The organism is Ruania suaedae (assembly GCF_021049265.1).
GTDB lineage: Bacteria > Actinomycetota > Actinomycetes > Actinomycetales > Beutenbergiaceae > Ruania > Ruania suaedae.
The window spans coordinates 1,800,845-1,827,745 of record NZ_CP088018.1; the positions used below are offsets into that span (position 1 = coordinate 1,800,845).

Genomic DNA, 26,901 nt, shown 5'->3' on the forward strand with positions numbered 1-26,901 from the left:
TCGTCCTTCACACGTTCGGACATGCCACAGTCGTTCGATGTCGGTGCTCGCTGATGTACTGCAGTCATGTCCGAGAACCGCTCCTCCGCCACCCTCCGTGACCGGGTGGAGGCGGCGCGCGTGGTGGATCGGGTGACGCCGGGGTGGTCCTTCGACGCCTCGTGCTCCCAGGCCGCGGAGGTGGTGGCCGAGGCTCCCGCGGGTGCGGATCTGCTGAGCGTGCTGGAGGCCGAGGTCGACGGGCTGCGAACTCCGGACGAGGGCCTGTTGGTCGAGCTGATCGCTGCGGCGGAACGGATCGTGAACCGCGCAGGTGCGTTGCAGGCCGCGTTCGTGGCCGAGCTGATGGAGCGGCGGATCGGATCCCGCGGGGCGACCCGGACGAGGGACGAGATCGCGCTCCGGCTGGCCTCGACCGGGCACGCGGCCGAGACCCTGGTGGGGCGGGCGGCAGCACTGGCCGAGGCACCCGCCGTCGCCGAGACGTTCCGCGAGGGTCTGCTCACGGCCCGCAAGGTGGACCTCATCGCCGAGGCGACCGAGGGGATGGAGCCGACAGCGGCGCTCCGGGTGCAGGAGCACGGTGCTGCCTACGGGCAGGACCACACACCCCCGCAGCTGCGCCGGGAGCTCGAGGTGGCCGTCCTGGCCGTCGACCCCGCCGGTGCGCAGCGCGAGAGCGAGAAGGAACGCGCCCGACGACGGGTGGTGCTCGAGCCCGCCCGGCACGAGATGGCCTGGGTCGGTGCCTACGTTCCGGCCGCGGAGGCGCTCGCCGCCTATACCTGCGTCGACACCCTCGCCGCGGACACCACTGCCGAGGACGAGCGCACCCTGGATCAGCGACGTGCTGATGTGTTCGTGCAGATCTTCCAAGAGATCCTGGTCACGGGACACACCCCCGGCGGGCACGTGCTCGGCGAGCGTCACGGTCGCCGTCCGGTGATCCAGATCAGCGCGACCGTGCCGGTCCTGGCCGCGGACGACGAGACGCCGGCGATGCTGCACGGGTACGGGCCGATCTCGGCTGGCTCCGCGCGCCGATTGGCCGGTGGGGGCACGGTCGAGGTCGATGTGCGAGATCGCGGCCGGCCGCAGGGATCGGCCCCCACTCTCGAGGAGCTCCTGGATCCGATGCGGGAGGTGCTCCCGCCCCGGCGGCCGCCCGGCCTGCCGGACGGGAGCGAGCCGGCGGCCACGGTGGCCTGGATGCAACGCCGGCCGCCCGGCGGGGTGGCACAGTCACCAGACGCTGCGGCTGCTGGAGTCCCTCGCGTTGGGCCGAGCCCTCCGGGTCGTGGGAGTGGTGCCACGGATCCGGTGGTGGTGATGGGTGCCGAGCTCGGACTGGCGTGCACGGACTCCTACGTCCCGTCACGGCGCCTGCGTGCGCTGATCCTCGATCGCGACCGGACCTGTTGCTTCCCGGGATGCCTCGTGCCGGCGTGGCGGTGCCAGATCGACCACATCACCCCGTTCGACCCCGCCCTGCCGCCGTGGGCGCAGACGGTGGAGACGAATCTGCAGACCCTCTGCCGCCACCACCATCAAGGCAAGACCGAGCGCGCCTTCTCGGTAGAACGTGACGCGTGGACCGGGGTGACGACGTGGCGCACCCGCACGGGCCACGTCTACGTACGGGTGCCCGAGCGCAGCGACTTCACCGCGCTCAGTGCCGGGCTGCGTGAGGAGGTCGCGCCCGGGTGGTCAAGCGCGGGCCAGTGAGGCGGTCAGAGCCTCCCGCATGGCCTCGACGGGTGGCTCGTGACCGGTCATCAGCCGCACCTGCTCGCAGGCCTGGTGCAACAGCATCAGGAAGCCACTGGCGATGGTGCCGCCCGCCTGCTCCCACGCCTGCGCAGCGGCGGTCGGCCAGCCGGCGTAGACCGCGTCGAGCATCACCTGTGAGGGCGAGAGACTCGCGTCGGAGAACCAGTCGGCGAGAGGGTCGGCTGCATGCTGCGGCAACGTCAGGATCACGACGTCGGCGGCGCGCATGAGCCCAGGTGTCTCGGGCCGGTCCAGCGCCACGTACTCCGGTTCGAGACCGGTCTTCGCCGCCGCGCGCCGCACCGTGCCCACCCGGGCGAGCGAGCGGGCGATGACCACGGGGTGATGAACGCCGAGCTCGCCGACCGCGGCCAGTGCGGAAGCCGCCGTGGCTCCCCCACCGACGATCACGGCGGACCGGGGCTGCCAGCCCGCGGGAGCCACCTCGCGCAGGGAGGCGACCAGACCGTGCACGTCGGTGTTGGCCGCGACCAGCAGCCCGCCGGGCTGGCGCAGCAGCGTGTTCGCCGCACCGACCACCTTGGCGAGCCCGTCGGCGTGGTCGGCCAGCCGCAGTGCCTCGTGCTTGAGCGGCATCGTCAGGGACAGGCCCGCCCAGGAGTCATCGAGCCCGGCTACGAAGTCGGCGAGCTGGTGCTCATCGACGTCGTGGAGCTGGTACTCCCACTCCGTCAGACCGAGGGCCTCATAGGCGGCCGTGTGCAGCACAGGTGAGCGCGAGTGGGCGACGGGGTGCCCGAGAACGGCGGCGCGGCGCACACGAGCGGATTCGTCCTGCCGGTGGTCAGCCATCGCCACTGGTGCGCTCATTGATGATTGCCCGGTTCTCGTTGTGCTCCTCGAGCGTCTCCGCGAACAGCGACTCGCCGGTTTCGAGATCGCTGACGAAGTAGCACAGCTGTCCTTCAGCCGGCTCGAGAACTGCTTCGATCGATTGCTGGCTGGGTGAATTGATCGGGCCAGGCGGAAGCCCCGGGTTCAGTCGCGTGTTGTATGCCGTGTCTTCTCGAAGCCGTTCCTGCGTGAGGGCCTCTCCCAACGTGATGCCCAAACCGTAGGCAACTGTCGAGTCCATGCCCAGGCGGCCATCTCCGCTGCAACCCTCGAGGCGGTTCTCGATCACGAGCGCTACGTTCGCACGCTCATCATCCAGGATGACCTCGGCCTCCACGATCGAAGCCTTGATAAGAACTTCCTCGCGCTGCTCCGGCGGGACCTCCAGCGAGTCCAGCATCTCGACGGTTCGATCGATCATTGCCTGCAGCACGTCCGTCGCCGTGTCGTCCGGATGCACGTTGTAGGTGCTCGCGGCGAGCCAGCCTTCCATCTCGTCGCCGGCCACGTCCGGGAGATAGTCCGCGGCAACGTCGTCTGCAGCAGACTCGACCTCACTGACGTCGACCTCAAGACGCTGTGCGATCCGCTCGTAGATCTGACTGGCACGCCATTGTTCCGGGATGGTCAACCGGGTGTCGGCCAGCGTCGTGCCGTCCGCCATCAGCGCCACCGCGTCATCGGCCGACATCTCCTGCATGAGGACATGGGTACCGGGCTGGATTCCGGCCGCATCCGGATTGGCGTTGAATGCGCTGATGAACGCCGTCCGGGTGGCGACCACGTCCGCCTCGACCAGTGCGGTGGCCATGTCGCTGCCACTGGAGCCTTCCTCGATGACCACCTCGACCTCGCCGGAGCCCGGGCCCGGGTAGTCGGTCACCTCGGCGGTGGGCTGCTCGTCGCTGCTGAGCAGCGGGCGCACCAGCACCCAGCCTCCGCCCACCAGCAGCGCCAGCGCCACCACCATGACCACGAAAGAGATGATGTTGCGGCGGCGCTGCGCGTGCTTGCGGGCGCGACGACGACGCTCAGCAGTGCGCTGCTCGCGGGCATCGTCAGCACTGCCGGAGCCCTGATTGAACAGGTCGGTCACGTGCCCTCCTGAGTCGGTGCGTCCAGGTCTGCGTCCGGTGCCGCTCCGCGCGGAGCGCCATGGTCGGGGTCCGGGTCCGGGACGATCTCCCCCGGCGGCCGGCCCTGACGTCGTTCGGCGTCGAGGGCGGCCTCCAGGATCGTGACAGCCGCCACCTGATCGACCACCTCGCGGTGCCGCTTGGACTTACGACCGGCCTGGTGCAACACCTGATGGGCGGTCACCGTGGTCAGTCGTTCGTCGACCAGACGAACCGGAATCGGGCGGATCGCCCGGACCAGTGCTACACAATACGCCCGAACGCTGCGTGCTGCGGGACCCTCCCCGCCGTCGAGGCTCCGGGGCAGCCCGACGACCACCTCGATCGGCTCGTACTCGGCGACGAGCGCCGTGAGTTCGCGCACACCGTCCTCCTGCGCCGAACGGGCGACCGTGCGCACCGGCGAGGACAGGATGCCGTGCGGGTCGCACCGCGCGACACCGATGCGGACCGAGCCCACATCGATCGCGAGGCGCACACCCGTCCGCAGACTGTCGGTCACGACAAGGCGTCCAGGTCCGCGGCCACGGCCCGCAGCGCCTCCTCGAGGGCCCCGGCGTCCGTACCGCCCCCCTGTGCGATGTCGTCCTTGCCACCACCGCCGCCGCCCAGACGGGTGGCCGCCGTGCGCACCAGCGCACCGGCCTTCGCGCCGGCGGAACGGGCGCCGTCGTTGGTGGCCACCACGACCACCGGACGGTCCTTGACCACGGCACCCAGGGCCACGACGCTCGGGGAACTCGAGCCCAGGCGGTCACGCACGTCGAGCACGAGTGAGCGGACGTCGTCGGCGGAGGTGAGCTCACCGAGGGTGGCGGTGACGGTGCGCACTCCCCCGTGCTCGATCGCCGACCCGGCCAGCTCCCCCGCCCGGGTGAGCAGCTGCCCCTGCCGGAGCGTGGCCAGCTCCTTCTCGGCATCCTTCAGGCGCCCCAGGACCCCGGAGATCCGCTCGGGTAGCTCCTCGGCCCGCGCTCCGACGAGCTGGGAGATCTGCCCCACGAGCGCGTGCGCCTTGGCCTGGTTGTCGTAGGCGCCCTGCCCGACGAGGGCGTCGATGCGCCGCACGCCGGACCCGATGGAGGACTCACCGAGGACGGTCACCAGCCCGAGGTCGCCGGAGCGCTGCACGTGCGTGCCGGCACACAGCTCCTTGGACCAGTCGCCACCGATGGAGACCACGCGCACGCGATCGCCGTACTTCTCCCCGAACAGCGCCATCGCGCCCTGCGCCCGTGCCTCGTCCAGGCTCATCGTGGCGTCGGTGACCTCGAGATTGTCGGCCAGGCGCTCGTTCACGCGCTGGTCGATCTCGGAGATCACCGAGGTCGGCACGGATGAGCCGTGCCGGAAGTCGAAACGCAGCCGCGAGGGCGCGTTCTCCGATCCGGCCTGCGTGGCCTGTTCACCGAGGAACTCGTGCAGCGCCTTGTGCACCATGTGGGTGGCCGTGTGCGCGCGGGCGATCGAGCGGCGGCGGTCGCTGTCGATCGTGGCGACCGCCTGTTCGTCCACCGCGATGGTGCCCTCGGTGAGAGTGCCGCGGTGCACGTGCAGGCCCTTGAGCGGCGACTGCACGTCGGCCACGTCCACCACACCGCCACCGGCGAGGGTGATCGTGCCCTGGTCGGCCAGCTGCCCACCGGCCTCGGCGTAGAACGGGGTCTGGTCGAGGATCACCTCGACGTCCGCCGGTGCCGTCGCCACGGGCGAGGCACTGCCGTCCACCACGAGTCCCACGACCCGTCCCTGCGCGGCGTGGTCGGTGTAGCCCAGGAACGTGCTCGGACCACCGAGCGCGGCTCGGAACGACTGATAGACCGAGGAGTCCACGTGACCGGTCTTCTTGGCCAGCGCATCGGCGCGCGCCCGCTGGCGCTGCTCCGACATCAGCGAGCGGAAGCCCGCCTCGTCGACCTCCACGCCCTGTTCGGCCGCCATCTCCAGGGTCAGGTCGATGGGGAAGCCGTAGGTGTCGTGCAACGCGAACGCGTCGGTGCCGGGCAACTGCACCCGAGCTCCGGCGCCGGCAGCCTTGGCCTTGCGCACCGCGGTGTCGAGGATCGTGGTGCCCGAGGCGAGGGTGCGGCGGAACGCCTCCTCCTCCTCGTAGGCCACCTGGCTGATGGTGTCGAACTGCGCCTCGAGCTCGGGATAGGACTCGGCCATCGCGTCCTTGGCCACCGGCATCAGGGCCGGCAGCGCCGGCTCGTCCACGCCGAGGAGCTTCACCGAGCGCACCGCTCGGCGGATCAGGCGGCGCAGCACGTAGCCGCGGCCGTCGTTGCCGGGGCGCACGCCGTCACCGATGAGCATCAGCGCCGAGCGCACGTGATCGGCCACCACGCGCATCCGCACCTGGTCCGGCTCCGGTGAGTTGCGGCCCAGCAGGTACTCGGCCCCGGAGAGCTCCTCGACCGTGCGGATCAGCGGGAACGTCTGGTCGATCTCGTACAGGTTCTCGCGGCCCTGCAGCACGAAGGCGAGGCGCTCGAGCCCGAGCCCGGTGTCGATCGACTTGTTCTCCAGCTCCCCGAGCAGCTCGTAGTCCTTGCCGGTGCCCGGGCCGCGGACGAACTGGTCGAAGACGTTGTTGTAGATCTCCAGGTACCGGTCCCCGCCAGGATCGATGGTGCCGCCCTCGGCCTCCGGCCCGTACTGCGGCCCGCGGTCGTAGTGGAACTCCGCGCAGGGGCCGGCCGGGCCGGGCTGGCCGGTGTCCCAGAAGTTCTCCTGCCGCGGCAGCTTGACGATGTGCCGGGCATCGACGCCGATCTCGCGCAGCGCACGTTCGGCCTCGTCGTCCTCGTTCCAGATCGTCACCCAGATCCGGTCACCGTCGAGGCCGAAGCCACCGGCATCCTGGCCACTGGTCAGCAGGTCCCACGAGAAGCCGATGGACTCGGTCTTGAAGTAGTCACCGAAGGAGAAGTTGCCGCACATCTGGAAGAACGTGCCGTGCCGGGTGGTGGCGCCGACGTTCTCGATGTCGTTGGTGCGGATGCACTTCTGCACACTCACCGCACGCGGGTAGGGCGCCTTCTCGGTGCCGACGATGTAGGGGATGAACGGCACCATCCCGGCGATCGTGAACAGGATGGAGGGGTCCGGGGAGACGAGCGGAGCGCTCGGCACCACGGTGTGACCGCGGTCGGCGAAGTAGGACAGCCAGCGGCTACGGATCTCGGCGGTACGCATGGATTCTCGTTCGGTCGCGTCGGGGCGCCCCGCAGACAGCACGGAGCGGGCGGAGGGTCTACAGGGTGTCGTCGATGTCGAAGTCGTCCGGCCAGGACGAGGGAGCGTGGCGTTCGGCTCGGCTCTGACGGGCGTGGCTCTGCTCGGCCTGGCTCGGCAGCAGCGCCGCCGTGAGCCGGTCCTCGTGCTCGGCCATCGAGGTGCGCAGCTGCTCGGTCAGGTCCCGGGCGGCCGAGGCGAGCGTGGTGACCGACTCGGCCAGGCCCGCCGGGCTCACGGCGTGGGCGATCGCGCCGACGCGCTCGTTGGCCTTGCCGGCCTGCCGGAGCACCACCACGGTGACCGCGACGCCGACACCCACCCACAGGAGTCGCTTCACTTGTCCTTCTCCCCCTTGCCGAACATGCCACGCACCGCCAGCGAGAAGGCCGCGACCTTGACCAGCGGCGCACCGACCGTGGCGGCCACCAGCGAGGTCAACGCCGAGACGTTCGTGGAGACCTCGGCGGCCGCCGTGGTCACCGTGTCGACCTTGCTGATCTGGCTGTTCGCCGAGGTGATCGTGACCGCGGCCTCGTCGATCACGGGCAGAGTGTGCTCGGTGACGTCGGCGAGGCTCTTGCGTGCCTCGTCCATCACGCGGCCCAACTTGAGCAGCGGCACCGCGAGAGCACCGACCAGGAGCACGAATGCGATCGCGGCGATGAGGCCGGCGATGTCACCGAGAGACATGAGCTGTGGTTCTCCTACCGAGGGCAACGGGTCTGGTGAGGCGACCCTACCGGGCGCCCGGCCCGGCGGGTGAGACGACGACGCCCCGGGCACGGCCGTGATGGCCTCGCCCGGGGCGCCGCGTCAGTGGATACGCGCGTGGATCAGCGCGAGTAGTGCTCGACGACCAGCTGGACGTCACAGGTGATCGGCACCTCGGCGCGCTTGGGGCGGCGGGTCAGCTCGAACCGCAACTTCTCGATCTGCACCTCGAGGTACTCCGGCACCAGCGGCAGCACGTCGCGGTGGGCGCCGGCGGCGGCGACCTGGAAGGGAACCATGGTCTGGCTGCGGGGCTTGACCTGGACGACCTGGCCGGGCTTGACCCGGAAGGAGGGGCGGTCGACCAGCTTGCCGTCGACCAGGATGTGGCGGTGCACGACCGCCTGGCGCGCCTGCGCCATGGTGCGGCCGAACCCGGCGCGCAGCACGAGCGCGTCCAGGCGCATCTCGAGCAGCTCCACCAGCGACTCACCGGTCAGGCCCTGCTCGTGGCGGGCCTCGACGAAGGCGCGACGCAGCTGAGCCTCACGCAGCCCGTACTGGGCGCGCAGACGCTGCTTCTCCTTCAGACGCACGGCGTAGTCGGAGTCGGTCCGGCGGCGTGCACGGCCGTGCTCGCCCGGCGGGTAGGGGCGCTTCTCGAAGTACTTGACGGCCTTCGGGGTCAGGGCGATCCCGAGCGAGCGGGAGAGCCGGACCTGCCGGCGCGTGCGGTTCTGCGATGCCATGTGGCGATTCTTCCTGTCGTGTTGATCCTGACGTCACACCACGCTCCGCGACGCGTGCGTCGCGGTGACCGGGGTGTGGGGCCAACTCCAGGAGCATCCCGAGACGGGACGGTCCATCGGCTAGGACCCCAGGCGTGCCCGAGTGGGCAACCCCGACACTCTACCGCATCGGCCGGGGCGCACCGGTCGCACCAGCAGGGCTACCGCCCCAGCATCGAGCGGATCCGGTCGAGCCGTTCGGACAGGGTCCGCTCGAAGCCGCGGTCGGTGGGCTGGTAGTAGCGAGCACCGGCGAGGTCCTCGGGCAGGTACTCCTGCCGCGCCACCCCGTGGGGTTCGTCGTGGCTGTAGACATAGCCGGCGCCGTGGCCCAGGTGCTGCGCCCCGGCGTAGTGGGAGTCACGCAGGTGCGCCGGGACCACGCCGATCCGGCCGGCCTTGACGTCCGCGATCGCCGCGTCGATCCCCGCGTAGGCGGCGTTCGACTTCGGGGCGGCGGCCACGTGCACGACCGCCTGGGCGAGGATGATCCGCGCCTCCGGCATCCCGATCAGGGCGACGGCCTGCGCCGCGGCCATCGCCGTCTGCAGGGCCGTCGGGTCGGCCATCCCGACGTCCTCCGAGGCCGCGATCACCACCCGACGGGCGATGAACCGCGGGTCCTCCCCCGCCACCACCATCCGGGCCAGGTAGTGCAGCGAGGCGTCCACGTCGCTACCGCGCATCGACTTGATGAAGGCGCTGATCACGTCGTAGTGCTGATCGCCGTCCCGGTCGTAGCGCACGGCGGCCACGTCGATGGCGCGCTCGACCGCCTCGAGGGTGATGGACCCTGCCTGCGCTCCGACGGCGGTCCCGGCCGCCGCCTCCAGGATCGTCAGCGCCTTGCGGGCGTCCCCGCCGGCCAGGCGCAGCAGGTACGCACGCGCCTCCTCCTCCAGCTCGACCTGACCGCCGAGCCCGCGTTCGTCCGTCAGCGCGCGCGTGATCAGCGCGTCCAGGTCGGTGGTCACCAGCGAGCGTAGGGTCAGCATGATCGAGCGCGACAGCAGCGGGGAGATCACCGAGAAGGACGGGTTCTCGGTGGTGGCCGCCATCAGCGTCACCCACCGGTTCTCCACCGCCGGCAGCAGTGCGTCCTGCTGGGTCTTGGAGAACCGGTGCACCTCGTCGATGAAGAGCACCGTCTCCTCCCCCGAACCGGCCAGTCGCCGTCGGGCATCGGAGATCACGGTGCGGACATCCTTCACCCCGGCGGTGACCGCGGAGAGCTCGACGAACCGGCGCCCGGACACGTGCGCCACCAGGTAGGCCAGCGTCGTCTTGCCGGTGCCGGGCGGCCCCCACAGCACCACCGAGGACGGCGGCAGCGTCCCGGCGGCCGGAGGGTCGATCAACCGCCGCAGCGGAGAGCCCGACTCGAGCAGGTGCGCCTGCCCGAGCACTTCCTCGGGCCTGGCGGGCCGCATCCGGACGGCGAGGGGCGCCGTCGCCGAGGCCTGCGGCACGCCGGCGTCATCGGTGCCGACCGATTCGAACAAGTCCACGCGTGAGAGCCTACGCGCCCCGAGTGTCCGCTCCGGCGACGATCCGCAGCCCTGCGGCCTGCGATGATAGGCCGGTGTTCGATCGCCTCGGAGCCGTCACCGCTCGCGCCCCCCGCCGCATCGTCGTCCTCTGGCTCGTCCTGCTCGCCCTCGCGGGCACGCTCGCGACCACCGGCTTCGGGGCCGGTGGCCTCTTCGACCGCCTGCACAGCGGTGAACCGCGCGTACCGGGCTCGGAGACCGAGGAGGCGCGCACCATCGTCGATGATGCCACCGAGGACGGCGCCACCATCACGGCCGTCCTCAGCGGCGTCGATCTGGAGTCGGAGGAGACGCTGGCCGAGGCGGCCCGGGCCGCCTCGCGGCTGCACTCGGTGCTGCTGGCCGACGAGCGCGTGGAGTCGGTGACGGACCCGTTCATCGTGCCCGAGGGGGCACAGTCCCCGGCCGCCGTCCCGTTCCTGGCCGAGGACGGTGACGGCTTCGTGGTCACCGTCACCCTGGACGCAGCCCTGGCCGAGGACGCCGAGGAGGCTGCCCTCGAGGACGTCACCGCCGAGCTCGGCACCCTGGCCGAGGACCTCGGCGCCGACGCCCGGCTGACCAGCGCCGGCCTCATCACCGACGCGATCATCCACCAGATGGAGAGCGACCTGGTGACCGGCGAGATCGTGGCGCTGCCGATCTCCCTGCTGATCATGGTGATCGTCTTCGGCGGCTTCCTGGCCGCCGGGATGCCGCTGGCCGGGGCGCTGGCGTCGATCGCGGGTGGGCTCGCGGTGCTGTGGGGGTTCTCGGCGGTCCTGGAGCTCGACTCCGTGGTCGTCAACATCGTCACGGTGCTCGGCCTCGGGCTCTCCATCGACTACGGCCTGCTGATCGTCTCCCGCTTCCGTGAGGAGATCCGGCATGCCGTGGAGGAGGAGGCCGAGCAGCTCGCGGCCACCGGCCCGATCCCGCTGGGCGCCTCCCGCCGGAGCCGGCGTCGCGGTCACGGCCGCGGTGACGCCGCCGTCATCCGTGCCACCCGGCGCACCCTCACCACCGCCGGGCGGACGGTCGCGTTCTCGGCGGTCACCGTGGCCGTCGCCGTCTCGGGCCTGCTGCTGCTGCGACCGGACATCCTGCGCTCCCTCGGGGCCGCGGGTCTGTCGGTCGTGGCCCTGGCCCTGCTCAGTGCCCTGACGCTGGTGCCCGCGCTGCTCGCCTGGCGCGGCCGGCGGATGCTGCGCCCCAGCGCCCTCTCCCGCATCCCGGGGGTGCGTCACGTGCTCGGCCGCTTCGGTGAGACCGCTCCCCCGACGGGGCTGTTCTCGGCGCTCGCCGGCCGCGTCCAGCGCCACCCGTGGGTGGTGATGCTCGGCACGGCGGCGATCCTGCTCCTGCTCGCCTCACCGCTGCTGGGCCTGCAGCTGCGCAGCTCGACCGTGGACATGCTCCCGCCCGGGACCGAGCAGCGCGAGGTGGTCGACACCCTGGAGGAGCAGTACCCGGCGCTGTCCGACCCGGCCGTGCAGGTGCTGGTGGGCTCAGCCGGTCCGGATGGTGCCCAGGCCCTGAGCGAGTCAATCTCGGACCTGCCCGGGGTCTCGAGCGTCGACCCCGCGCGCGAGCTCGACTCCGACTACGACGTGCTCGGGGTGCGCCTGCCCGAGGGCGTGGACGCGGGGGGTCAGGACGCGCAGGACGTGGTGACCGCCATCCGCGACCTGGGCGCGCAGGCCGATGTCGAGTACTGGGTCTACGGCCAGGCCGCGAGCCAGATCGACTTCACCCAGGCCCTGATCGACGGCGTCCCGCTCGCCGCCGGGGTGGTGGTGCTCGCCACCTTCGTGCTGCTGTTCGCCATGACCGGATCGATCCTGGTGCCGCTGAAGGCGCTGATCGTGAACCTGCTCTCGCTCGCGGCCTCGGTCGGCGTGACGACCTGGGTGTTCCAGGAGGGGCACCTGAGCGACCTGCTCGGCTTCGAACCCGTCGGGGGTCTGGAGTCCTACGTGGTGGCGGTCGTCGTCGCGTTCGGGTTCGGCCTGGCGATGGACTACGAGGTCTTCCTCATCGCCCGGATCAAGGAGTTCTACGACCGGGGCCCCGGCGGGCGGCAGGGCAACGACCAGGCGGTCCGGGACGGCCTGCAGCAGTCCGGTCGGATCATCACCTCGGCGGCGGCGGTGATCGTCGTCGTCTTCGCCGGCTTCATCAGCGGTGAGCTGGTGGTGATCAAGCAGGCCGGCTTCGCGCTGGCCGTCACCGTCATCATCGACGCCACCCTCGTGCGGATGCTGCTGGTGCCGGCGACGATGACGCTGCTCGGCAGCCGGAACTGGTGGGCGCCACGGCCGCTGCGGGCGTTGCACCGCCGGATCGCGATCACGCACTGACCCGCGACGGCGGCCGGCGGCTCTCCCACTGCTGCCCCAGGGCGAACCCGAGCCGTGCGTAGACCCGCCGCGCCTCGTGGTTGTCGGCGTACAGGCCCAGACTGACCTGCCCGGTGGCGGCCAGGCCGCGCCGCGTCAGCGCACCGGTCAGCGCGGAGCCGAGCCCCTGACGGCGCACGTCCGGGTGGGTCACGATCGAGCCGAGGTGGACCTCGTGGACCCACCCGCCGGCCGCGGCCATCGCCACCAGCCGTCCGCGATCGTCCCGGCAGCCGAACCAGCGCGTGCCGGGCTTGTCCAGCGGGGTGTAGGTGTGGGGCAGCACCAGCTGCTGCAGCGCGGCCATCTCGGCTCGCTCCAGGCCGAGGTCGAGCTCGACCACGCGTTCGTGCGCCGAGGTCGGCGGCGGCGCCTCGGTGCACACGAGCCAGTCCCAGTGGCTGGCCCGGGTGGTGCCCAGCCACGTGCGCACCGCGGCGGGCAGCAGGTCCCAGGTGCCGCGGGTCAGGCTCACCACGGCCGGTGGCATGTGCAGGCCGCTCCCCGGGGAGGGGGCGCCGTCGGGCGTGAACGCGGCGGTGACCACGTCCGCCAGCGCTGCGGGCTCTCCCACCCCGACCAGCGATCGAGCGGACCCTTCGGCGGCCGTGCTCATGGCGACCGCGCCGGGGCCGGCCCACCAGATCGCCTGCCGGTACCGCGGGACGTCCGCCCGCAGCACCGGCAGCGAGGACCACTGCGGGCCCAGGTCCGCCGCCGACGTCAGCCGGCGGAAGGTCGGCGCCACCTGGTTACTGTGCGGGTGCGTCGTTCGACGTCGCCTCGTTCGACCCTGCACCCTTCGGCTCCGGCTTGGCGTCCACGCCGGCCTCCTTGCGCTGCTGCGCGGAGATCGGAGCAGGAGCACCGGTGAGCGGGTCGTAGCCGCCACCGGACTTCGGGAAGGCGATCACGTCGCGGATCGAGTCGGCCTTCGAGAGCAGGGCCACGATCCGGTCCCAGCCGAAGGCGATCCCGCCGTGCGGGGGCGCGCCGTAGGAGAACGCCTCGAGCAGGAAGCCGAACTTCTCGGCCGCCTCCTCGGCCCCGATCCCCATCACCTCGAAGACCCGCTGCTGGACGTCCTTGCGGTGGATACGGATCGACCCACCGCCGATCTCGTTGCCGTTGCAGACGATGTCGTAGGCGTAGGCCAGCGCGCTGCCCGGGTCGGACTCGAAGGTGTCGATCCACTCCGGCGTCGGCGAGGTGAAGGCGTGGTGCACGGCCGTCCAGGCGCCACCGCCGACGGCCACGTCGTCGTCCTCACCGGTCGGCTTGAACAGCGGTGCGTCCACCACCCACACGAACGACCAGGCACTGTCATCGATGAGCCCCTGGCGGCGGCCGATCTCCAGCCGGGCGGCGCCGAGCAGGCCCCGCGCCTCGGTCTGCTTGCCGGCGGCGAAGAAGACGCAGTCACCCGGGGAGGCACCCACGGCCTCGACCAGGCCGGCGCGCTCGGACTCGGAGAGGTTCTTCGCGACCGGTCCGCCGAGCTCGCCGTCCTCCGCGACGGTCACATACGCGAGGCCCTTGGCCCCGCGCTGCTTGGCCCACTCCTGCCACGCGTCGAACTGACGGCGCGGCTGCGACCCGCCGCCGGGCATGACCACCGCGCCCACGTAGGGGGCCTGGAACACCCGGAAGGGGGTGTCGGCGAAGTAGTCGGTCAGCTCGGTCAGCTCCAGGCCGAAGCGCAGGTCCGGCTTGTCGGTGCCGTAGCGGCGCATCGCGTCCGCATAGGTCATCCGCGGGATGGGCGCGCTGATCTCGTGACCGATCAGCCGCCACAGCGCCGTCAGGACCTGCTCGGCCAGCGCGATCACGTCGTCCTGGTCGACGAAGCTCATCTCGACGTCGAGCTGGGTGAACTCCGGCTGCCGGTCGGCGCGGAAGTCCTCGTCCCGGTAGCAGCGGGCGATCTGGTAGTACCGCTCCATCCCGGCCACCATCAGCAGCTGCTTGAACAGCTGCGGCGACTGCGGCAGGGCGTACCAGGAGCCGGGCGCCAGCCGCGCCGGCACCACGAAGTCACGCGCGCCCTCCGGCGTGGACCGGGTGAGCGTGGGCGTCTCGATCTCCAGGAAGCCGGCCTCGTTCAGCACGCTGCGCGCGGCGCGGTTGACCTGGGAGCGCAGCCGCATCGCCGCCGCCGGGCCCGGGCGGCGCAGGTCCAGGTAGCGGTGGCTCAGGCGCACCTCCTCGGAGACCGTGACCTGCGCATCGATCGCGGTGGAGACCTGGAAGGGCAGCGGCGCGCTCTCGTTCAGCACGACGACCTCGCCGGCGATCACCTCGATCTCACCGGTGCCGAGGTTGGGGTTGGCGTTGCCCTCGGGCCGGGCGCTGATCTCGCCGGTCACCTGCAGCACGAACTCCGAGCGCAGCGGGTGCGCGATCTCCTCGTCGCGGACCACGACCTGGACGATCCCGGAGGAATCCCGCAGATCGAGGAAGGCCACCCCACCGTGATCACGACGGCGATCCACCCACCCGGTCAGGGTGACGGTGGTGCCGATGTCGCCGGCACGCAGGGTGCCGGCCTGGTGGGTGCGAAGCACGAGGGTCCTCCGGATCGTTCGGGCGGGGGCGCCAGGGCGGTGCCTGGTCGATCCTAATGCCCTGGCGGAGCGTGGACGGCCCCGGGACGGGCGTGCGCAACCGTGCGCACGCAGTGCTCAGCGGCGCGCGCGCTCGAGCGCGTGGGCGTAGGTGCGGGCCGCCTGCACCCGCGCGTGGACCTCGGCCAGGACGAGCCGCTCGGCCACCTGTGTCACGGCGGTGCGTAGCGCGATCCGCGTGCGCCGGCGCCGGCGTGCCGCCCCGATCCGTGCCGCCCCCCAGACGACCACGGAGGTCAGCAGCCCGAGCAGCAACCCGCCCAGCAGTGCCACCGTGGGCCAGGGCAGCGCCGGCAGCGCGGGCAGCAGAGCCCCGGACTCCTGCGCCGGGACGGGTCCCAGCTGCGGCGTCCACGGCGGCGGCAGGCCCAGGTAGCGCACGCCGGCGATCACGCCCAGCCACAACGCGCCCACGACGGCGGTCGCGAACCACAACCACTGCAGCACCGCGGGCAGGGCGAACCACCGCGGGTCGCGTGCATGGACGGTGCGGTGGGAGCTGATCGCGGCATCCAGGGCGCGGGGGAGGTCGTCTACGTGTGCCATCGCACCCTCCCGCAGATGGTCCCGCCACACGCCCGTGGCCGATCCGGCACCGGTCTCGGCGAGCCGCCGCAGCGCGCTCGCGGCCTGGGAGCGCACCGCCGGGCTCGGCGGTGGCGCGGAGGAGACGGTCAGCACCGGATCGTCACGGCTCGGATTCGCTTCCTGCCCGGGGCGGCCGAGATGCAGGCGGCGCAGCGGGTCGGGGCGTAGCCGCCCCAGCCAGCGGGTCACCGGCCACCCGGCGCGCATGCGCGCCCGGTAGCGGTAGGAGCCGGCGACGGCGGTGGCCACCGCCTCCACGCCCCCCGCCTCGCACAGCCGGTCCACCAGCTGGCGCTGCTCGGTGCGGGAGACCGCACCGGGCGCAGGCGCCGGGCACACGTCGGCGAGCCGGTCCGCGGCGGTGGCGACGTCGGCCTGCAGCCGTGCCTGCACCGCGGCACGGCGGGCGACGACGTCGGCCAGGCGCCGGCGCAGGTCCGGCAGTCCGGCACCGGTGAGTGCGGAGACCCCGAGCACCTCCACGCCACGCAGGCCGTCGTCGGCGAGACGGCCGGCGACGTCGGCCATCACCTGGCGGACGTCCGGCGGGGAGAGCAGGTCCACCTGGTTGAGCACGGCCAGGGTGACCTCGGCGTGCCGCGCCATCGGGCGCAGGTACTGCTGGTGCACCACGGCGTCGGCGTACTTCTGCGGATCGAGCACCCACACGAGCATGTCGACACGCGCGGCCAGGCGGGCCGCGCGGTCGTGGTGGTCGGTCCGCACCGAGTCGATGTCGGGCAGGTCCACCAGCACCAACCCGTCCAGCCGTGGCCCGCCGGCCGCCTCGGCGCCGACCCGCCGGTCGATCCCGAGCCAGTCGAGCAGTGGCGCGCTCGGCTCGGTCCCCCACACCACCGCCACCGGATGTCCGGTCGTGGGCCGGCGGGCGCCCACCTGGGTGACGTCGTGACCGGCGAGCGCGTTGGTGAGCGAGGACTTGCCGCTGCCGGTCGCCCCTGCCAGCGCGACCACGGTGTGCGCGGCGGACAGCGCGCCGCGTTCTCCGGCGCGCTGGAGTACCCCCTGGGCGCCGGAGAGCGCCGCCTCGATCATGGGCTCCCCCGGGCCGACGACCGGGGTGAGAGCCCCGACCGCCTCCTCGAGCGCGTGGAGCCGGTCACTCAGGGCCGTGGCACGCCCTCTCACGCGCGCTCCACGGCGGCCAGGGCCGCCAGGGCGGATGCGGCGTTCGTCCGCAGCGCCTGTGCCGCAGTGTCCATCCGGCCGGTGTCCGGCAGCAACGTCTCGTACCGGCCCTGCTCCTGCGCGAAGAGGGTCTGGACGCGGGTGTCCAGGTCCGCCCGTGCCTGCTCGGCGAGGCGGCGTACGGCCTGGTCGCCGAAGATCGCCTCGAGGAGCTTCTGCGCCACCACGGCCGCGCCACCGGCGATCGCGACCTCGGAGCCGAGCAGCGCCCCGCCGGTGGTCGCGAAGGCGACGATCATCAGCACCACCGCGACGCCGTTCACGCCGAAGGCGAGCATCCGCGCCGTCGTGCGCTTGTCCTGGCCCTCGGTGCGGACCAGCTCCAGCAGATAGTGCTGCCAGCCCCGGATCTGCTCCCCGGCACGCTCGGCGATGTCGGGCGAGGCCCTGTCCAGACTCGTGCCGTCCTGGGCGGCCCCGGCCACGAGGGCGCGGCCCGCGGGCTCGCGCGAAAGCGCTTGATAGGCGTGTTCGGCGGCGGTCCCGGCCTGGTCCACGAGCACCGCCAGCACCCCGTGCCCGATCGCGTCCTCCACCTTCCGCGCCGGCTGGGGTCTGCCGGTCACGAAGGCCGTCACGCGGTCCCGCGCCCGGCCCACGGTCGACTCGACCGACCGGATGAAGTCACCGGTGCCGACGAAGTCCTGCCAGCGGGCCAGCACCTCGGTGCGTAGCAGCGCGCCGTCGGCCAGGGTCCGCAGCAGATCGCTGGTGTCGTAGGCGCCGGCCACCCGCCCGCGCAGGTCGATGGCCAGCCGGCGTTGCTCCTCGAGCGCTCCGGCCAGATCGGCCGCGCCCTGCGCGACATCCCGGACCGCGCCGTGCAGGGTCTGGCGCGCCAGCTGCGCGCGCGCGTCGCTGTCGGCCGAGAGCCCCGCCAGCCACCGGGCGAGGTCGGTCAGGTACTCCGGTGGCAGCATGCCGCCGGACAGGCGGGTCTCGGCCACGACGAACAGGGGCGCCCCGCCGAGGCCTTCGTCGGCGAGCATCTGTGTCAGATCGCCGCTGACCTCGGCCCGGACGGCCGGCGCCACCCGGTCGAGCACCACCGCGACGGCGACGTCGCGGCGGGCAGCCTCGCGCAGCAGCCCCCAGGGCACCGCGTCGGCGTACCGGTGGGCGGTCGTGACGAAGATCCACAGGTCGGCCGCGGCGAGCAGCTGGCCGGCGAGCTCACGGTTGGCGTCGACCACCGAGTCGATGTCGGGCGCGTCCAGCAGCGCCAGGCCGGGCCCCACCGCGTCGGTCTCCAGCAACCGCACCACCCCACCCGTGCCCCGGTCCTGCCTGGCGCCACTGCCCCGCACCCGCGCCAGGTGCGGGAGCACCCGGGTGGGCACGAACCAGCCCGCGTCACCGGGGTGGTGGATCAACAGCGGGTCGCGCGTGGTCGGCCGCAGCGCGCCGGTCGTGGCCACCGGCTCGCCCACCAGGGCGTTCACCAGGGTCGACTTCCCGGCCCCGGTCGACCCGCCCACCACCACCAGCAGCGGGGCGTCGAGCGAGGCGGCGCGCGGGAGGACGTAGTCGTCGAGCTGGGCGAGGAGATGGTTGCGATGGGCCCTGGCCACGTCGGCGTGGGCCGTCTGCAGCGGCAGCCGTGCCCCGGCGACGGCGTCCCTCACCTCCCGCAGCTCGCTCTCCATGTCCCGATCATGCCAGCAGCCCTGGTGACGTTGCGCACAGCACCCCTCAGTTCGGCGGACGGACCCGTAGGATGGTCATGCATCCCTGGAGCGCAGATCCCGCACCAGGCCCTGGGCGGAACGCCGCCGTGGAGACGCCGAACAGCTGGCGCATGGAGTGAGGGCCGACGCGGAGCAGGACCGACCGGTCCGAGGCCTCCCACCGAGTCCCCCTCCCCTGCACACCGATTGGTTCCCACGTGTCTTCCACTGTTCCTGCCGCCATGCCCACCACCGAGCACGAGGCCGGGAGCTTCGCCGACCTCGGCCTCCCCGAGACCTCCCTCCGAGCCATCGCCACGCTGGGCTTCACGATTCCCACCGACATCCAGGTCGCCGCGATCCCGCCGCTGCTCGAGGGCCGCGACCTCGTCGGGGTCGCCCAGACCGGCACCGGGAAGACGGCGGCCTTCGCGCTGCCGATGCTCGCGCGGATCGACGGCGCCTCCCGCGGGGTCCAGGCCCTGATCCTGACCCCCACCCGTGAGCTCGCCATCCAGGTGGCCGACGCCACCGCGTCCTTCGTCGGTGAGGCCGGGCTGCAGGTGCTCTCCATCTATGGAGGTGCTCCCTACGGCCCGCAGCTGCGTGGCCTGTCGCAGGGCGCGCAGATCGTCGTCGGCACCCCCGGCCGGGTGATCGACATGCTCGAGAAGGGCGCCCTGGACCTGTCCGCGGTGCGCATGCTCGTCCTGGACGAGGCCGACGAGATGCTGCGCATGGGCTTCGCCGAGGACGTCGACAAGATCCTGTCCGCGGCCGCCCCGGACCGTCAGACCGCGCTGTTCTCCGCCACGATGCCCTCCGCCATCCGGGCGGTGGCGCGGCGCCACATGAGCTCCCCGGTCGAGGTGGCCACCTCGCGCCCCTCCTCCACCACCGACACGATCACCCAGACCTACGCCGTCGTGCCCTTCCGGCACAAGATCGGTGCGCTGGCCCGTGTGCTGGCGACCACTGACGCCGAGGCGGCCGTGGTCTTCGTCCGCACCCGCCAGACCGCCGAGGAGGTCGGCAGTGCCCTGCTGGAGCGGGGCGTCAGCGCCGCCACCATCAGCGGAGACGTCGCCCAGCGCGAGCGTGAGCGGATCGTCGAGCGCCTGCGCTCCGGCGCGGTCCGGGTGCTGGTGGCCACGGACGTCGCGGCCCGCGGTCTCGACGTCGACAAGCTGGGACTCGTGGTCAACTTCGACGTGCCCCGCGAGGCCGAGGCCTATGTGCACCGCATCGGCCGCACCGGCCGGGCCGGACGCTCCGGGATGGCGCTGACGTTCTTCACCCCGCGCGAGCGCGGCCGGCTGACGCAGATCGAGCGCCTCACCCGCACCACCATGACCGAGGCATCGATCCCCACCCCTGCCGAGGTCAGCGCCCACCGCGCCGCCTCCGTGCTGGGTTCGGTCTCCGAGCGCATCGCCGCCGGTCGCCTCGCCATGTACCGCGACCAGCTCGCCGCCCACATCGGCGACGAGGGCGACCTCACCGAGGTGGCGGCCGCACTGCTCGCCCTGGCGGTGGGCGACGGCGGTCCCCGCAGCGAGGACGCCGAGGAGGTGGCCCCGGTCTCCGAGCAGTCCTTCGCCGAGGAGGGTGAGCGAGGCCGTGGACGTGCCGCGAGCGGGCGTCCGCGCCGGACCGGGCAGGGCTCGGTCTACCGCGTCGCCGTCGGCCACAGCCACGGCGTCCGGCCGCAGGACATCGTCGGCGCGATCACCGGTGAGGGCGGTCTGCGCGGGTCCGATCTCGGCAAGATCGACATCTTCTCCCGGTTCTCGCTGGTCGAGATCGGCCCGGAGCTGAGCCCGGACGTCACGCGGAAGATCTCCCACGCCCGCGTGGCCGGTCAGACGCTGAGCATCCGGCCCGACACCGGCCCCCGTGGTGGCGCCGGTGGCCCGAGTGGCTCAGCCGGCGCCCGCCCGGGCGGATCCGGCAAGCGCTCGTCGGGGCGGCCCGACTCGCGCCGCCCCGCCCCTGCCCACCGCGGACGTCGTCCGGTGGGCAGCGGCGGGTCCCGCTGAGTCAGTCCGTCGCTGAGTCGGCAGGACCAGCAGGGCCCACCCTGGGCCACAGGTCCGCCGCCGGCGGCTGCCAGGCCTGAGGGTCGGCCTCGACCTGCTCGCCGCTGCGGATGTCCTTGATCTGGTGACCCTCGGCCGAGGGGAACCAGACGAACGGGATCCCGCGCCGGTCGGCGAACTTGATCTGCTTGCCGAACTTCGCCGCCGAGGGCGCGACGTCGGTGGGGATGCCCCGCCCGCGCAGCGCCGCGGCGACGGCGTCGCTGTCCGGGCGGGACGCCTCGTCGGTGACGGCGACCAGCACGGCGGTGGGCACGCCACGGCTCGCGGCGACCAAGCCCGCACCGAGCAACCGCGAGACCAGGCGCGTGACCCCGATCGACATGCCGACCCCGGGGTAGGTGGCGCTGCCGTCGGAGGCCAGGGAGTCGTAACGGCCGCCGGAGCTGATCGACCCCAGCTGCTCGTGACCGACCAGGGTGGTCTCATAGACGCTGCCGGTGTAGTAGTCCAGGCCCCGGGCGATCCGCAGGTCCGCCACCACCGTGCCCGGCACGCGCTGCTGGGCGGCCTCCACGAGCGCGACGAGCTCGGTCAGTCCCTCCTCGAGCAGGTCGTTGCGAACCCCGAGCGCGAGCACCCGATCGGCGATCGAGGCATCCGTGCCCGAGATCGAGGCGAGGTCGAGGCAGGCCTGTGCCTGGTCCGGTGAGGCGCCGTTCTCCGCCTGGAGGGTCGCGAGCACGCGATCGGGGCCGATCTTGTCCAGCTTGTCGATCGTGCGCAGCACGCCGTCGACGTCGGCGAGGCCGATCGCCTCGTAGAAACCCTGCGCCACGTTCCGGTTGTTGACCTGGATGCGCACGGGAGGCACGCCCAGCTCGCGGAGGCGCTCGAAGGCCTCGGCCATCACCAGCGGTACCTCCACCTCGTGGTGGAAGGCGAGCTCGCCGGAGCCCACGACGTCGATATCGGCCTGCGTGAACTCACGGAAACGCCCGTCCTGCGGGCGCTCACCACGCCAGACCGACTGCACCTGGTAGCGCTTGAAGGGGAACTGCAGCCGGCCCGCGTTCTCGAGCACGTAGCGAGCGAAGGGCACGGTGAGGTCGAAGTGCAGGCCGAGCGACCTGTCGTGGGCGCCGTCGGAGGTGTCCTCGGCCTCGGCCTGCAGGCGGCGCAGCACGTAGACCTCCTTGGAGGTCTCCCCCTTGCTGAGCAGGTGCTCGAGTGGTTCCACGGCCCGGGTCCGGATGCCCGCGTACCCGTGCAGCTCGAAGGTGTGCCGCACCGTCTCGAGCACGGCGTGCTCGACGGCGCGCCCCTCGGGGAGCCATTCGGGGAAACCGGACAGGGGTGAGATGCGCGCCATGCCCGCCATTGTTCCATCGCCGCTCGCTACACCGGCACGCGGGCGATCCGTTCAGATGTGACCATCCCGTGACCGCGTCGGGGCACGTCAGCGCGAAGATGAACACTGACCCTCCTCTACAATCGCCACCGTGTGCCCGCGCGGTCGGACGCGGGACGGTGCGGTGACGCATCCGCCACCACGAGGAGGAGACCGGATTGTCCCCGAGCAAGCGGGAGCGCGAACAGGCTCGTCGTCGGTACGCCAAGCGTGCGGCGAGGCAGGAGCGCGCCGCACGGGTCGCTCGGGAGCGACGCATCGTGGCGGCGGTGGTGGTGGCCGTGCTCGTGGCGGTGGCGATCACCCTCGTGGTGCTGGACCGCCGCGAGGAGGAGCCGGCCGAGGCTGACCAGACTCCCACCGCGACGGCGGAGCCGACCGCCGAGGGCGACTCTGCTGAGCCGTTGCCGACCACCGAGCCGCGCAGCTACGAGTCCGCTCCCCCTGCCAGTGATTCCCTCGACACCAGCTGGGACGCGGTGATCGGCACGAACATGGGCGACATCTCCGTCACCCTGGACGGGCAGCAGGCCCCGCAGGCGGTGGCCTCCTTCCTCATGCTCGCCGGCGACGGCTACTTCGACGGCACGGGCTGTCACCGGCTGCTGCCGGACTCGCTGCTGCAGTGCGGAGACCCGACGGCCACCGGCTCAGGAGGCCCGGGCTACTCCTTCGGTCCGATCGAGAACGCCCCGGGCGACGACGTCTATCCGGCTGGGACCCTCGCGATGGCGCGGACCCCGGGTGACGGCGAGAGCATGGGCTCGCAGTTCTTCCTCGTCTTCGACGAGGTCACCCTGCCCAGCGACGAGGCCGGTGGCTACACGGTGTTCGGTGAGGTGACCGAGGGCCTGGAGATCCTGGCGCAGATCGGCGCCGCAGGAACGATCGACGGTGGACCGGACGGCCGCCCAGCCCAGAACGTGATCATCGAGAGTGTGGACATCCAGTGACCGAGCAGCACGCCCACGACCAGGACGAGGCGAACGCCGTGAGCAGCGACCAGGCAGAGACCACCCAGACCGCCGAGATGGCCGAGACGGTGGAGTCGGCGCCGACTCCGCAGCCCGAGGCCGCCCCGGAGGAGACCGCCGACGCCACGCCGGACGCCGCCCCGGCCGAGGCCGCGCCGGCGGAGGCCGCGCCGGCGGAGGCCGCGCCGGCCACGCCGACCCCCGCGACGGTGCCCAAGCCCTCCGCCATCCCCACGCCGGCCACGATGGCCCCCCGTCCCCGCCCGCAGGTGCCCGGCACGCCGGGTGCCCAGGCGCCCGCATCCCCCGCGGGGGCGGTTCCGACGGTGCCTACCACCGACCCGACGGCACCGCCGATGGACCCGGCGGAGGTGGCCGCGGCCACGCCGTTCGGCCGCGTCGACCCCGACGGGACCGTGCACGTGCGCGAGGGTGAGGGCGAGCGCGTCGTCGGGCAGTTCCCCGACGTGCCGGAGGCCGAGGCGCTGGCGCTGTACATCCGCCGCTACCTGGACCTCAAGGCGCAGGTCGAGCTCTTCGCGGCCCGGATCTCCCAGCTCAGCGTCAAGGACCTGGACGCGACGCAGCACAGCCTCGCCGAGGCCCTGGCCGAACCGGCCGCCGTCGGCGATCTGGACGGGCTGCGCGCGCGGTTCGCCGAGCTCAAGGAGGCGGCCAAGGACCGCCGCCGGCAGGTGCAGGCCGAACGCGAGGAGGCCAAGGCCCAGGCGCTGGCCGAGCGCACGGCCGTAGTCGAGCAGGCCGAGCAGATCGCCGCGATGGATCCCTCCCGGGTGCAGTGGAAGGCGCAGGGTCAGACGCTGCGCGATCTGCTCGACACCTGGAAGCAGGCCCAGAAGTCCGGGCCACGCCTGGACCGTCCCACCGAGGACGCGCTGTGGAAGCGCTTCGCGGCCGCACGCTCCACCTTCGACAAGCAGCGCCGTCAGTTCTTCTCCGAGCTGGACAAGCAGCACGATGAGGCGAAGGTCGCCAAGGAGAAGCTGATCGCGCGCGCCGAAGCGCTCTCCTCCTCCACCGACTGGGGCCCCACCACGCTGGCCTACCGGGACCTGATGACCGAATGGAAGGCCGCGGGCCGGGCCGCCCGCAAGGAGGACGACGCCCTGTGGGCACGCTTCCGCGGCGCCCAGGACCGGTTCTTCGAGGCGCGCAACGCCCAGAACGCCCAGGTCGACGCCGAGTACGGGCAGAACCTCGAGGTCAAGCTCGCCCTCCTGGAGGAGGCCGAGGCGCTGGTGCCGGTCACCGACCTGCGGGAGGCGAAGGCCCGGCTGCGCGACATCCAGGAGCGCTGGGAGGACGCGGGCAAGGTGCCTCGCGGCGACGTCCAGCGGGTCGAGGGACGGATGCGTGCGGTGGAGCAGTCGATCCGCGATGCCGATCAGGCCGAGTGGCGCCGCAAGAACCCCCGCGTGCAGGCCCGCGCCGAAGGGGCCGCCGCCCAGCTGGAGGAGTCGATCGCCGGTCTCGAGGCCGACCTGGCCAAGGCGGAGACCTCGGGTGATGCTCGCGCGGTGAAGGCGGCCTCGGAGGCGCTGGACGCCCGCCGGGCGTGGCTGGAGCAGGTGCTGCGGGCCGCCGACGACGCCCGCTGACGGCGCCGCGACTAGGGCGTGCTGACGGGACCGTCCGCCCGCGAGCCGGTGGTGCGGAAGACGTCGAAGACGCCCTCGATCCCTCGTACGGCCCGCAGCACATGACCCAGGTGCGAGGGCTCGGCCATCTCGAAGACGAACTTGGAGATGGCCACCCGGTCGCGCGAGGTGGCCACGGTCGCCGAGAGGATGTTGACGTGGTTCTCCGAGAGCACCTTGGTGACATCGGACAACAGCCCGTTGCGGTCGAGCGCCTCCACCTGGATCTGGACCAGGAACACACCCTGGGTGCCGGATGCCCACTCCACATCGATCATCCGCTCCGGCTGGCGGCGCAGTGCCTCGACGTTGCCACAGTCGGCCAGATGCACCGAGATCCCGGCACCACGGGTCACGAACCCGACGATGGGGTCCCCCGGCACGGGTGTGCAGCACTTGGCCAGCTTGGTCCAGGTCTCGCCCGCCTCCATCCCGGGCACGATGATCCCCGGGTCGCCGCTGCGGCGGTGCCGCACCGGTGAGCCGGGCCGGGTGATCTCGGCGAGATCCTCCTCGTGGCCGTCCTCACCGCCGAGGGTGGCCACGAGCTTGGTGACGACATTCGCGGCCGAGACGTGCCCCTCGCCGACGGCGGCGTACAACGCCGTCACGTCGGGATAGTGCATCTCGTCGGCCACGGTCAGCAACGTGTCGTGGCTCAGGAGCCGCTGCATGGGCAGGTTCTGCTTGCGCATGGCCTTGGCGATCAGCGTCTTGCCGCTGTCGACGGCCTCCTCGCGCCGCTCCTTGCTGAACCACCCTCGGATCTTGTTGCGGGCCCGGGGCGACTTCACGAAGCTCAGCCAGTCGTGGCTCGGTCCCGCGCCCTCGGCCCGCGAGGTGAACACCTCGACCGTGTCACCGTTCTCCAGCGTGGACTCCAGCGGCACCAGCCGGCTGTTCACCCGTGCCCCGACGGTCCGGTGGCCCACCTCGGTGTGGACGGCGTAGGCGAAGTCGACCGGAGTGGAGCCGCTCGGCAGGGAGAGGACGTCACCCTTGGGGGTGAAGACGTACACCTCCGCACCCGACATCTCGAACCGTAGCGAGTCCAGGAACTCCCCCGGATCGGCGGTCTCGCGCTGCCAGTCCACCAGCTGGCGCAACCAGGGCATCGCATCCACCTCGGCGGCCGACCGGGAGCCCGAGCGTGCACTCTCCTTGTACTTCCAGTGCGCGGCCACGCCGTACTCGGCCCGGCGGTGCATGTCATGGCTGCGGATCTGGATCTCGACCGGCTTGCCGGTGGGCCCGATCACGGTGGTGTGCAAGGACTGGTACATGTTGAACTTCGGCATGGCGATGTAGTCCTTGAACCGCCCGGGCACCGGGTTCCACCGCGCGTGCAGGGCGCCCAGGGCGCCGTAGCAGTCGCGCACCGAGTCCACCAGCACCCGCACGCCCACCAGGTCGTAGATGTCGGCGAAGTCCCGGCCGCGCACGATCATCTTCTGGTAGATCGAGTAGTAGTGCTTGGGACGCCCGGTCACGGTCGCCTTGATCTTGGCCGCCTTCAGGTCCTCGGCCACCTGGGTGCGCACCGTGGTCAGGAACTCCTCGCGGGCCGGTGCCCGCTCGGCCACCAGGTGCACGATCTCGTCGAAGACCTTCGGGTAGAGCGTGGCGAAGGACAGGTCCTCGAGCTCCCACTTGATGGTGTTCATGCCGAGGCGGTGGGCAAGCGGGGCGTAGATCTCGAGCGTCTCGCGGGCCTTGCGCGAGGCCGACGCCGGGCTGACGTAGCGCCACGTGCGTGCGTTGTGGAGCCGGTCGGCCAGCTTGATCACCAGCACACGGATGTCGCGCGCCATCGCGATCACCATCTTGCGGACGGTCTCGGCCTGGGCTGCCTCGCCGTACTGGACCTTGTCGAGCTTGGTGACGCCGTCGACCAGCACCGCGATCTCGTCCCCGAAGTCCTGACGCAGATCGGCCAGCGAGTAGCTGGTGTCCTCGACCGTGTCGTGCAGCAGGGCCGCGGCCAGCGTCGGCGGGGTCATGCCCAGCTCGGCGAGAATGGTCGCCACCGCGACCGGGTGGGTGATGTAGGGGTCCCCGCTCTTGCGCTGCTGGCCGGCATGGGCACGCTCGGCCACCCGGTAGGCACGTTCGATCAGCGAGATGTCACCCTTGGGGTGGTTGCTGCGGACCACCGAGACGAGCGGGTCGAGGGCCGCCGGAGTGCCGGCGCGCGCGCCGAACCGGGCAAGCCGGGACCGCGGGCGCGCAGGAGGAACCTGGCGCTCACCCGCAGCGGCCTGCTGCTGGGCCACGTCCTCGCTCATCCGCCCATCCTACGCGCG

At 72.1% G+C, this 26,901-nt stretch carries 19 protein-coding genes; 5 read left to right on the forward strand and 14 right to left on the reverse strand.

Going from position 1 to position 26,901, the window contains the following annotated elements; translation table 11 throughout:
• The first annotated feature begins 66 nt into the window (after positions 1 to 66).
• Complete coding sequence (locus tag LQF12_RS08380; RefSeq protein WP_231052493.1) at positions 67 to 1,725, forward strand: HNH endonuclease signature motif containing protein; 1,659 nt, start codon at positions 67 to 69, stop codon at positions 1,723 to 1,725.
• On the opposite strand, the gene LQF12_RS08385 is transcribed toward LQF12_RS08380, so the two are convergent.
• From LQF12_RS08385 to LQF12_RS08420, 8 genes are all read right to left on the reverse strand, one after another.
• Positions 1,708 to 2,583: a shikimate dehydrogenase gene (locus LQF12_RS08385; protein ID WP_231052494.1), complete on the reverse strand. Its 876-nt coding sequence runs from the start codon at positions 2,581 to 2,583 to the stop codon at positions 1,708 to 1,710. The two genes, LQF12_RS08380 and LQF12_RS08385, sit on opposite strands and share 18 nt — an antisense overlap.
• Positions 2,576 to 3,721, reverse strand: a complete 1,146-nt coding sequence (gene mltG, locus LQF12_RS08390) for an endolytic transglycosylase MltG (RefSeq protein WP_231052495.1) — start codon at positions 3,719 to 3,721, stop codon at positions 2,576 to 2,578. The genes LQF12_RS08385 and mltG overlap by 8 nt, the downstream gene beginning before the upstream one ends.
• On the reverse strand, positions 3,718 to 4,263 hold the full coding sequence (gene ruvX, locus LQF12_RS08395; RefSeq protein ID WP_354004664.1) for a Holliday junction resolvase RuvX: 546 nt from the start codon (positions 4,261 to 4,263) through the stop codon (positions 3,718 to 3,720). Before ruvX ends, mltG begins: the two co-directional genes overlap by 4 nt.
• Complete coding sequence (gene alaS / locus LQF12_RS08400) at positions 4,260 to 6,959, reverse strand: alanine--tRNA ligase (protein WP_231052496.1); 2,700 nt, start codon at positions 6,957 to 6,959, stop codon at positions 4,260 to 4,262. Before alaS ends, ruvX begins: the two co-directional genes overlap by 4 nt.
• A 58-nt stretch (positions 6,960 to 7,017) precedes the next feature.
• On the reverse strand, positions 7,018 to 7,338 hold the full coding sequence (locus tag LQF12_RS08405; RefSeq protein ID WP_231052497.1) for a hypothetical protein: 321 nt from the start codon (positions 7,336 to 7,338) through the stop codon (positions 7,018 to 7,020).
• Positions 7,335 to 7,691, reverse strand: coding sequence for a DUF948 domain-containing protein (locus LQF12_RS08410; RefSeq protein ID WP_231052498.1), 357 nt, complete (start codon positions 7,689 to 7,691; stop codon positions 7,335 to 7,337). Before LQF12_RS08410 ends, LQF12_RS08405 begins: the two co-directional genes overlap by 4 nt.
• A 143-nt stretch (positions 7,692 to 7,834) precedes the next feature.
• Positions 7,835 to 8,461 carry a 30S ribosomal protein S4 gene (gene rpsD, locus LQF12_RS08415; protein ID WP_231052499.1) on the reverse strand — a complete coding sequence of 209 codons (627 nt, stop codon included), beginning with the start codon at positions 8,459 to 8,461 and terminating at the stop codon, positions 7,835 to 7,837.
• 200 nt (positions 8,462 to 8,661) lie between these two features.
• Entirely contained in the window at positions 8,662 to 10,008 is a 1,347-nt protein-coding gene (locus tag LQF12_RS08420; protein WP_231052500.1) for a replication-associated recombination protein A, read from the reverse strand.
• 74 nt (positions 10,009 to 10,082) lie between these two features.
• Here LQF12_RS08420 and LQF12_RS08425 point away from each other — a divergent pair, with 74 nt between their 5' ends.
• Positions 10,083 to 12,389, forward strand: coding sequence for an MMPL family transporter (locus tag LQF12_RS08425; RefSeq protein WP_231052501.1), 2,307 nt, complete (start codon positions 10,083 to 10,085; stop codon positions 12,387 to 12,389).
• On the opposite strand, the gene LQF12_RS08430 is transcribed toward LQF12_RS08425, so the two are convergent.
• The 4 genes from LQF12_RS08430 to LQF12_RS08445 all read right to left on the reverse strand — a co-directional run bounded on the left by LQF12_RS08430 (position 12,379) and on the right by LQF12_RS08445 (position 18,495).
• Positions 12,379 to 13,176 carry a GNAT family N-acetyltransferase gene (locus LQF12_RS08430; protein ID WP_231052502.1) on the reverse strand — a complete coding sequence of 266 codons (798 nt, stop codon included), beginning with the start codon at positions 13,174 to 13,176 and terminating at the stop codon, positions 12,379 to 12,381. The genes LQF12_RS08425 and LQF12_RS08430 overlap by 11 nt on opposite strands.
• Positions 13,177 to 13,180: 4 nt before the next feature.
• Complete coding sequence (aspS, locus tag LQF12_RS08435; protein ID WP_231052503.1) at positions 13,181 to 14,992, reverse strand: aspartate--tRNA ligase; 1,812 nt, start codon at positions 14,990 to 14,992, stop codon at positions 13,181 to 13,183.
• Between the two features lie 117 nt (positions 14,993 to 15,109).
• Positions 15,110 to 16,789 carry a GTPase gene (locus LQF12_RS08440; protein ID WP_231052504.1) on the reverse strand — a complete coding sequence of 560 codons (1,680 nt, stop codon included), beginning with the start codon at positions 16,787 to 16,789 and terminating at the stop codon, positions 15,110 to 15,112.
• Positions 16,786 to 18,495: a dynamin family protein gene (locus LQF12_RS08445; protein ID WP_231052505.1), complete on the reverse strand. Its 1,710-nt coding sequence runs from the start codon at positions 18,493 to 18,495 to the stop codon at positions 16,786 to 16,788. The genes LQF12_RS08440 and LQF12_RS08445 overlap by 4 nt, the downstream gene beginning before the upstream one ends.
• Positions 18,496 to 18,758: 263 nt before the next feature.
• Between LQF12_RS08445 and LQF12_RS08450 the strand changes: the two genes are divergently transcribed.
• Positions 18,759 to 20,555: a DEAD/DEAH box helicase gene (locus LQF12_RS08450; RefSeq protein ID WP_231052506.1), complete on the forward strand. Its 1,797-nt coding sequence runs from the start codon at positions 18,759 to 18,761 to the stop codon at positions 20,553 to 20,555.
• 1 nt (position 20,556) lies between these two features.
• On the opposite strand, the gene hisS is transcribed toward LQF12_RS08450, so the two are convergent.
• Positions 20,557 to 21,927: a histidine--tRNA ligase gene (gene hisS / locus LQF12_RS08455; protein WP_231052507.1), complete on the reverse strand. Its 1,371-nt coding sequence runs from the start codon at positions 21,925 to 21,927 to the stop codon at positions 20,557 to 20,559.
• 197 nt (positions 21,928 to 22,124) lie between these two features.
• Here hisS and LQF12_RS08460 point away from each other — a divergent pair, with 197 nt between their 5' ends.
• Entirely contained in the window at positions 22,125 to 22,919 is a 795-nt protein-coding gene (locus tag LQF12_RS08460; RefSeq protein ID WP_231052508.1) for a peptidylprolyl isomerase, read from the forward strand.
• A complete protein-coding gene (locus LQF12_RS08465) occupies positions 22,916 to 24,559 on the forward strand; it encodes a DUF349 domain-containing protein (protein WP_231052509.1) in 1,644 nt (547 codons plus the stop codon). The genes LQF12_RS08460 and LQF12_RS08465 overlap by 4 nt, the downstream gene beginning before the upstream one ends.
• A gap of 11 nt (positions 24,560 to 24,570) precedes the next feature.
• Here LQF12_RS08465 and LQF12_RS08470 read toward each other — a convergent pair whose 3' ends face one another.
• Positions 24,571 to 26,883, reverse strand: coding sequence for a RelA/SpoT family protein (locus LQF12_RS08470; protein ID WP_231052510.1), 2,313 nt, complete (start codon positions 26,881 to 26,883; stop codon positions 24,571 to 24,573).
• Between the last annotated feature and the right edge of the window lie 18 nt (positions 26,884 to 26,901).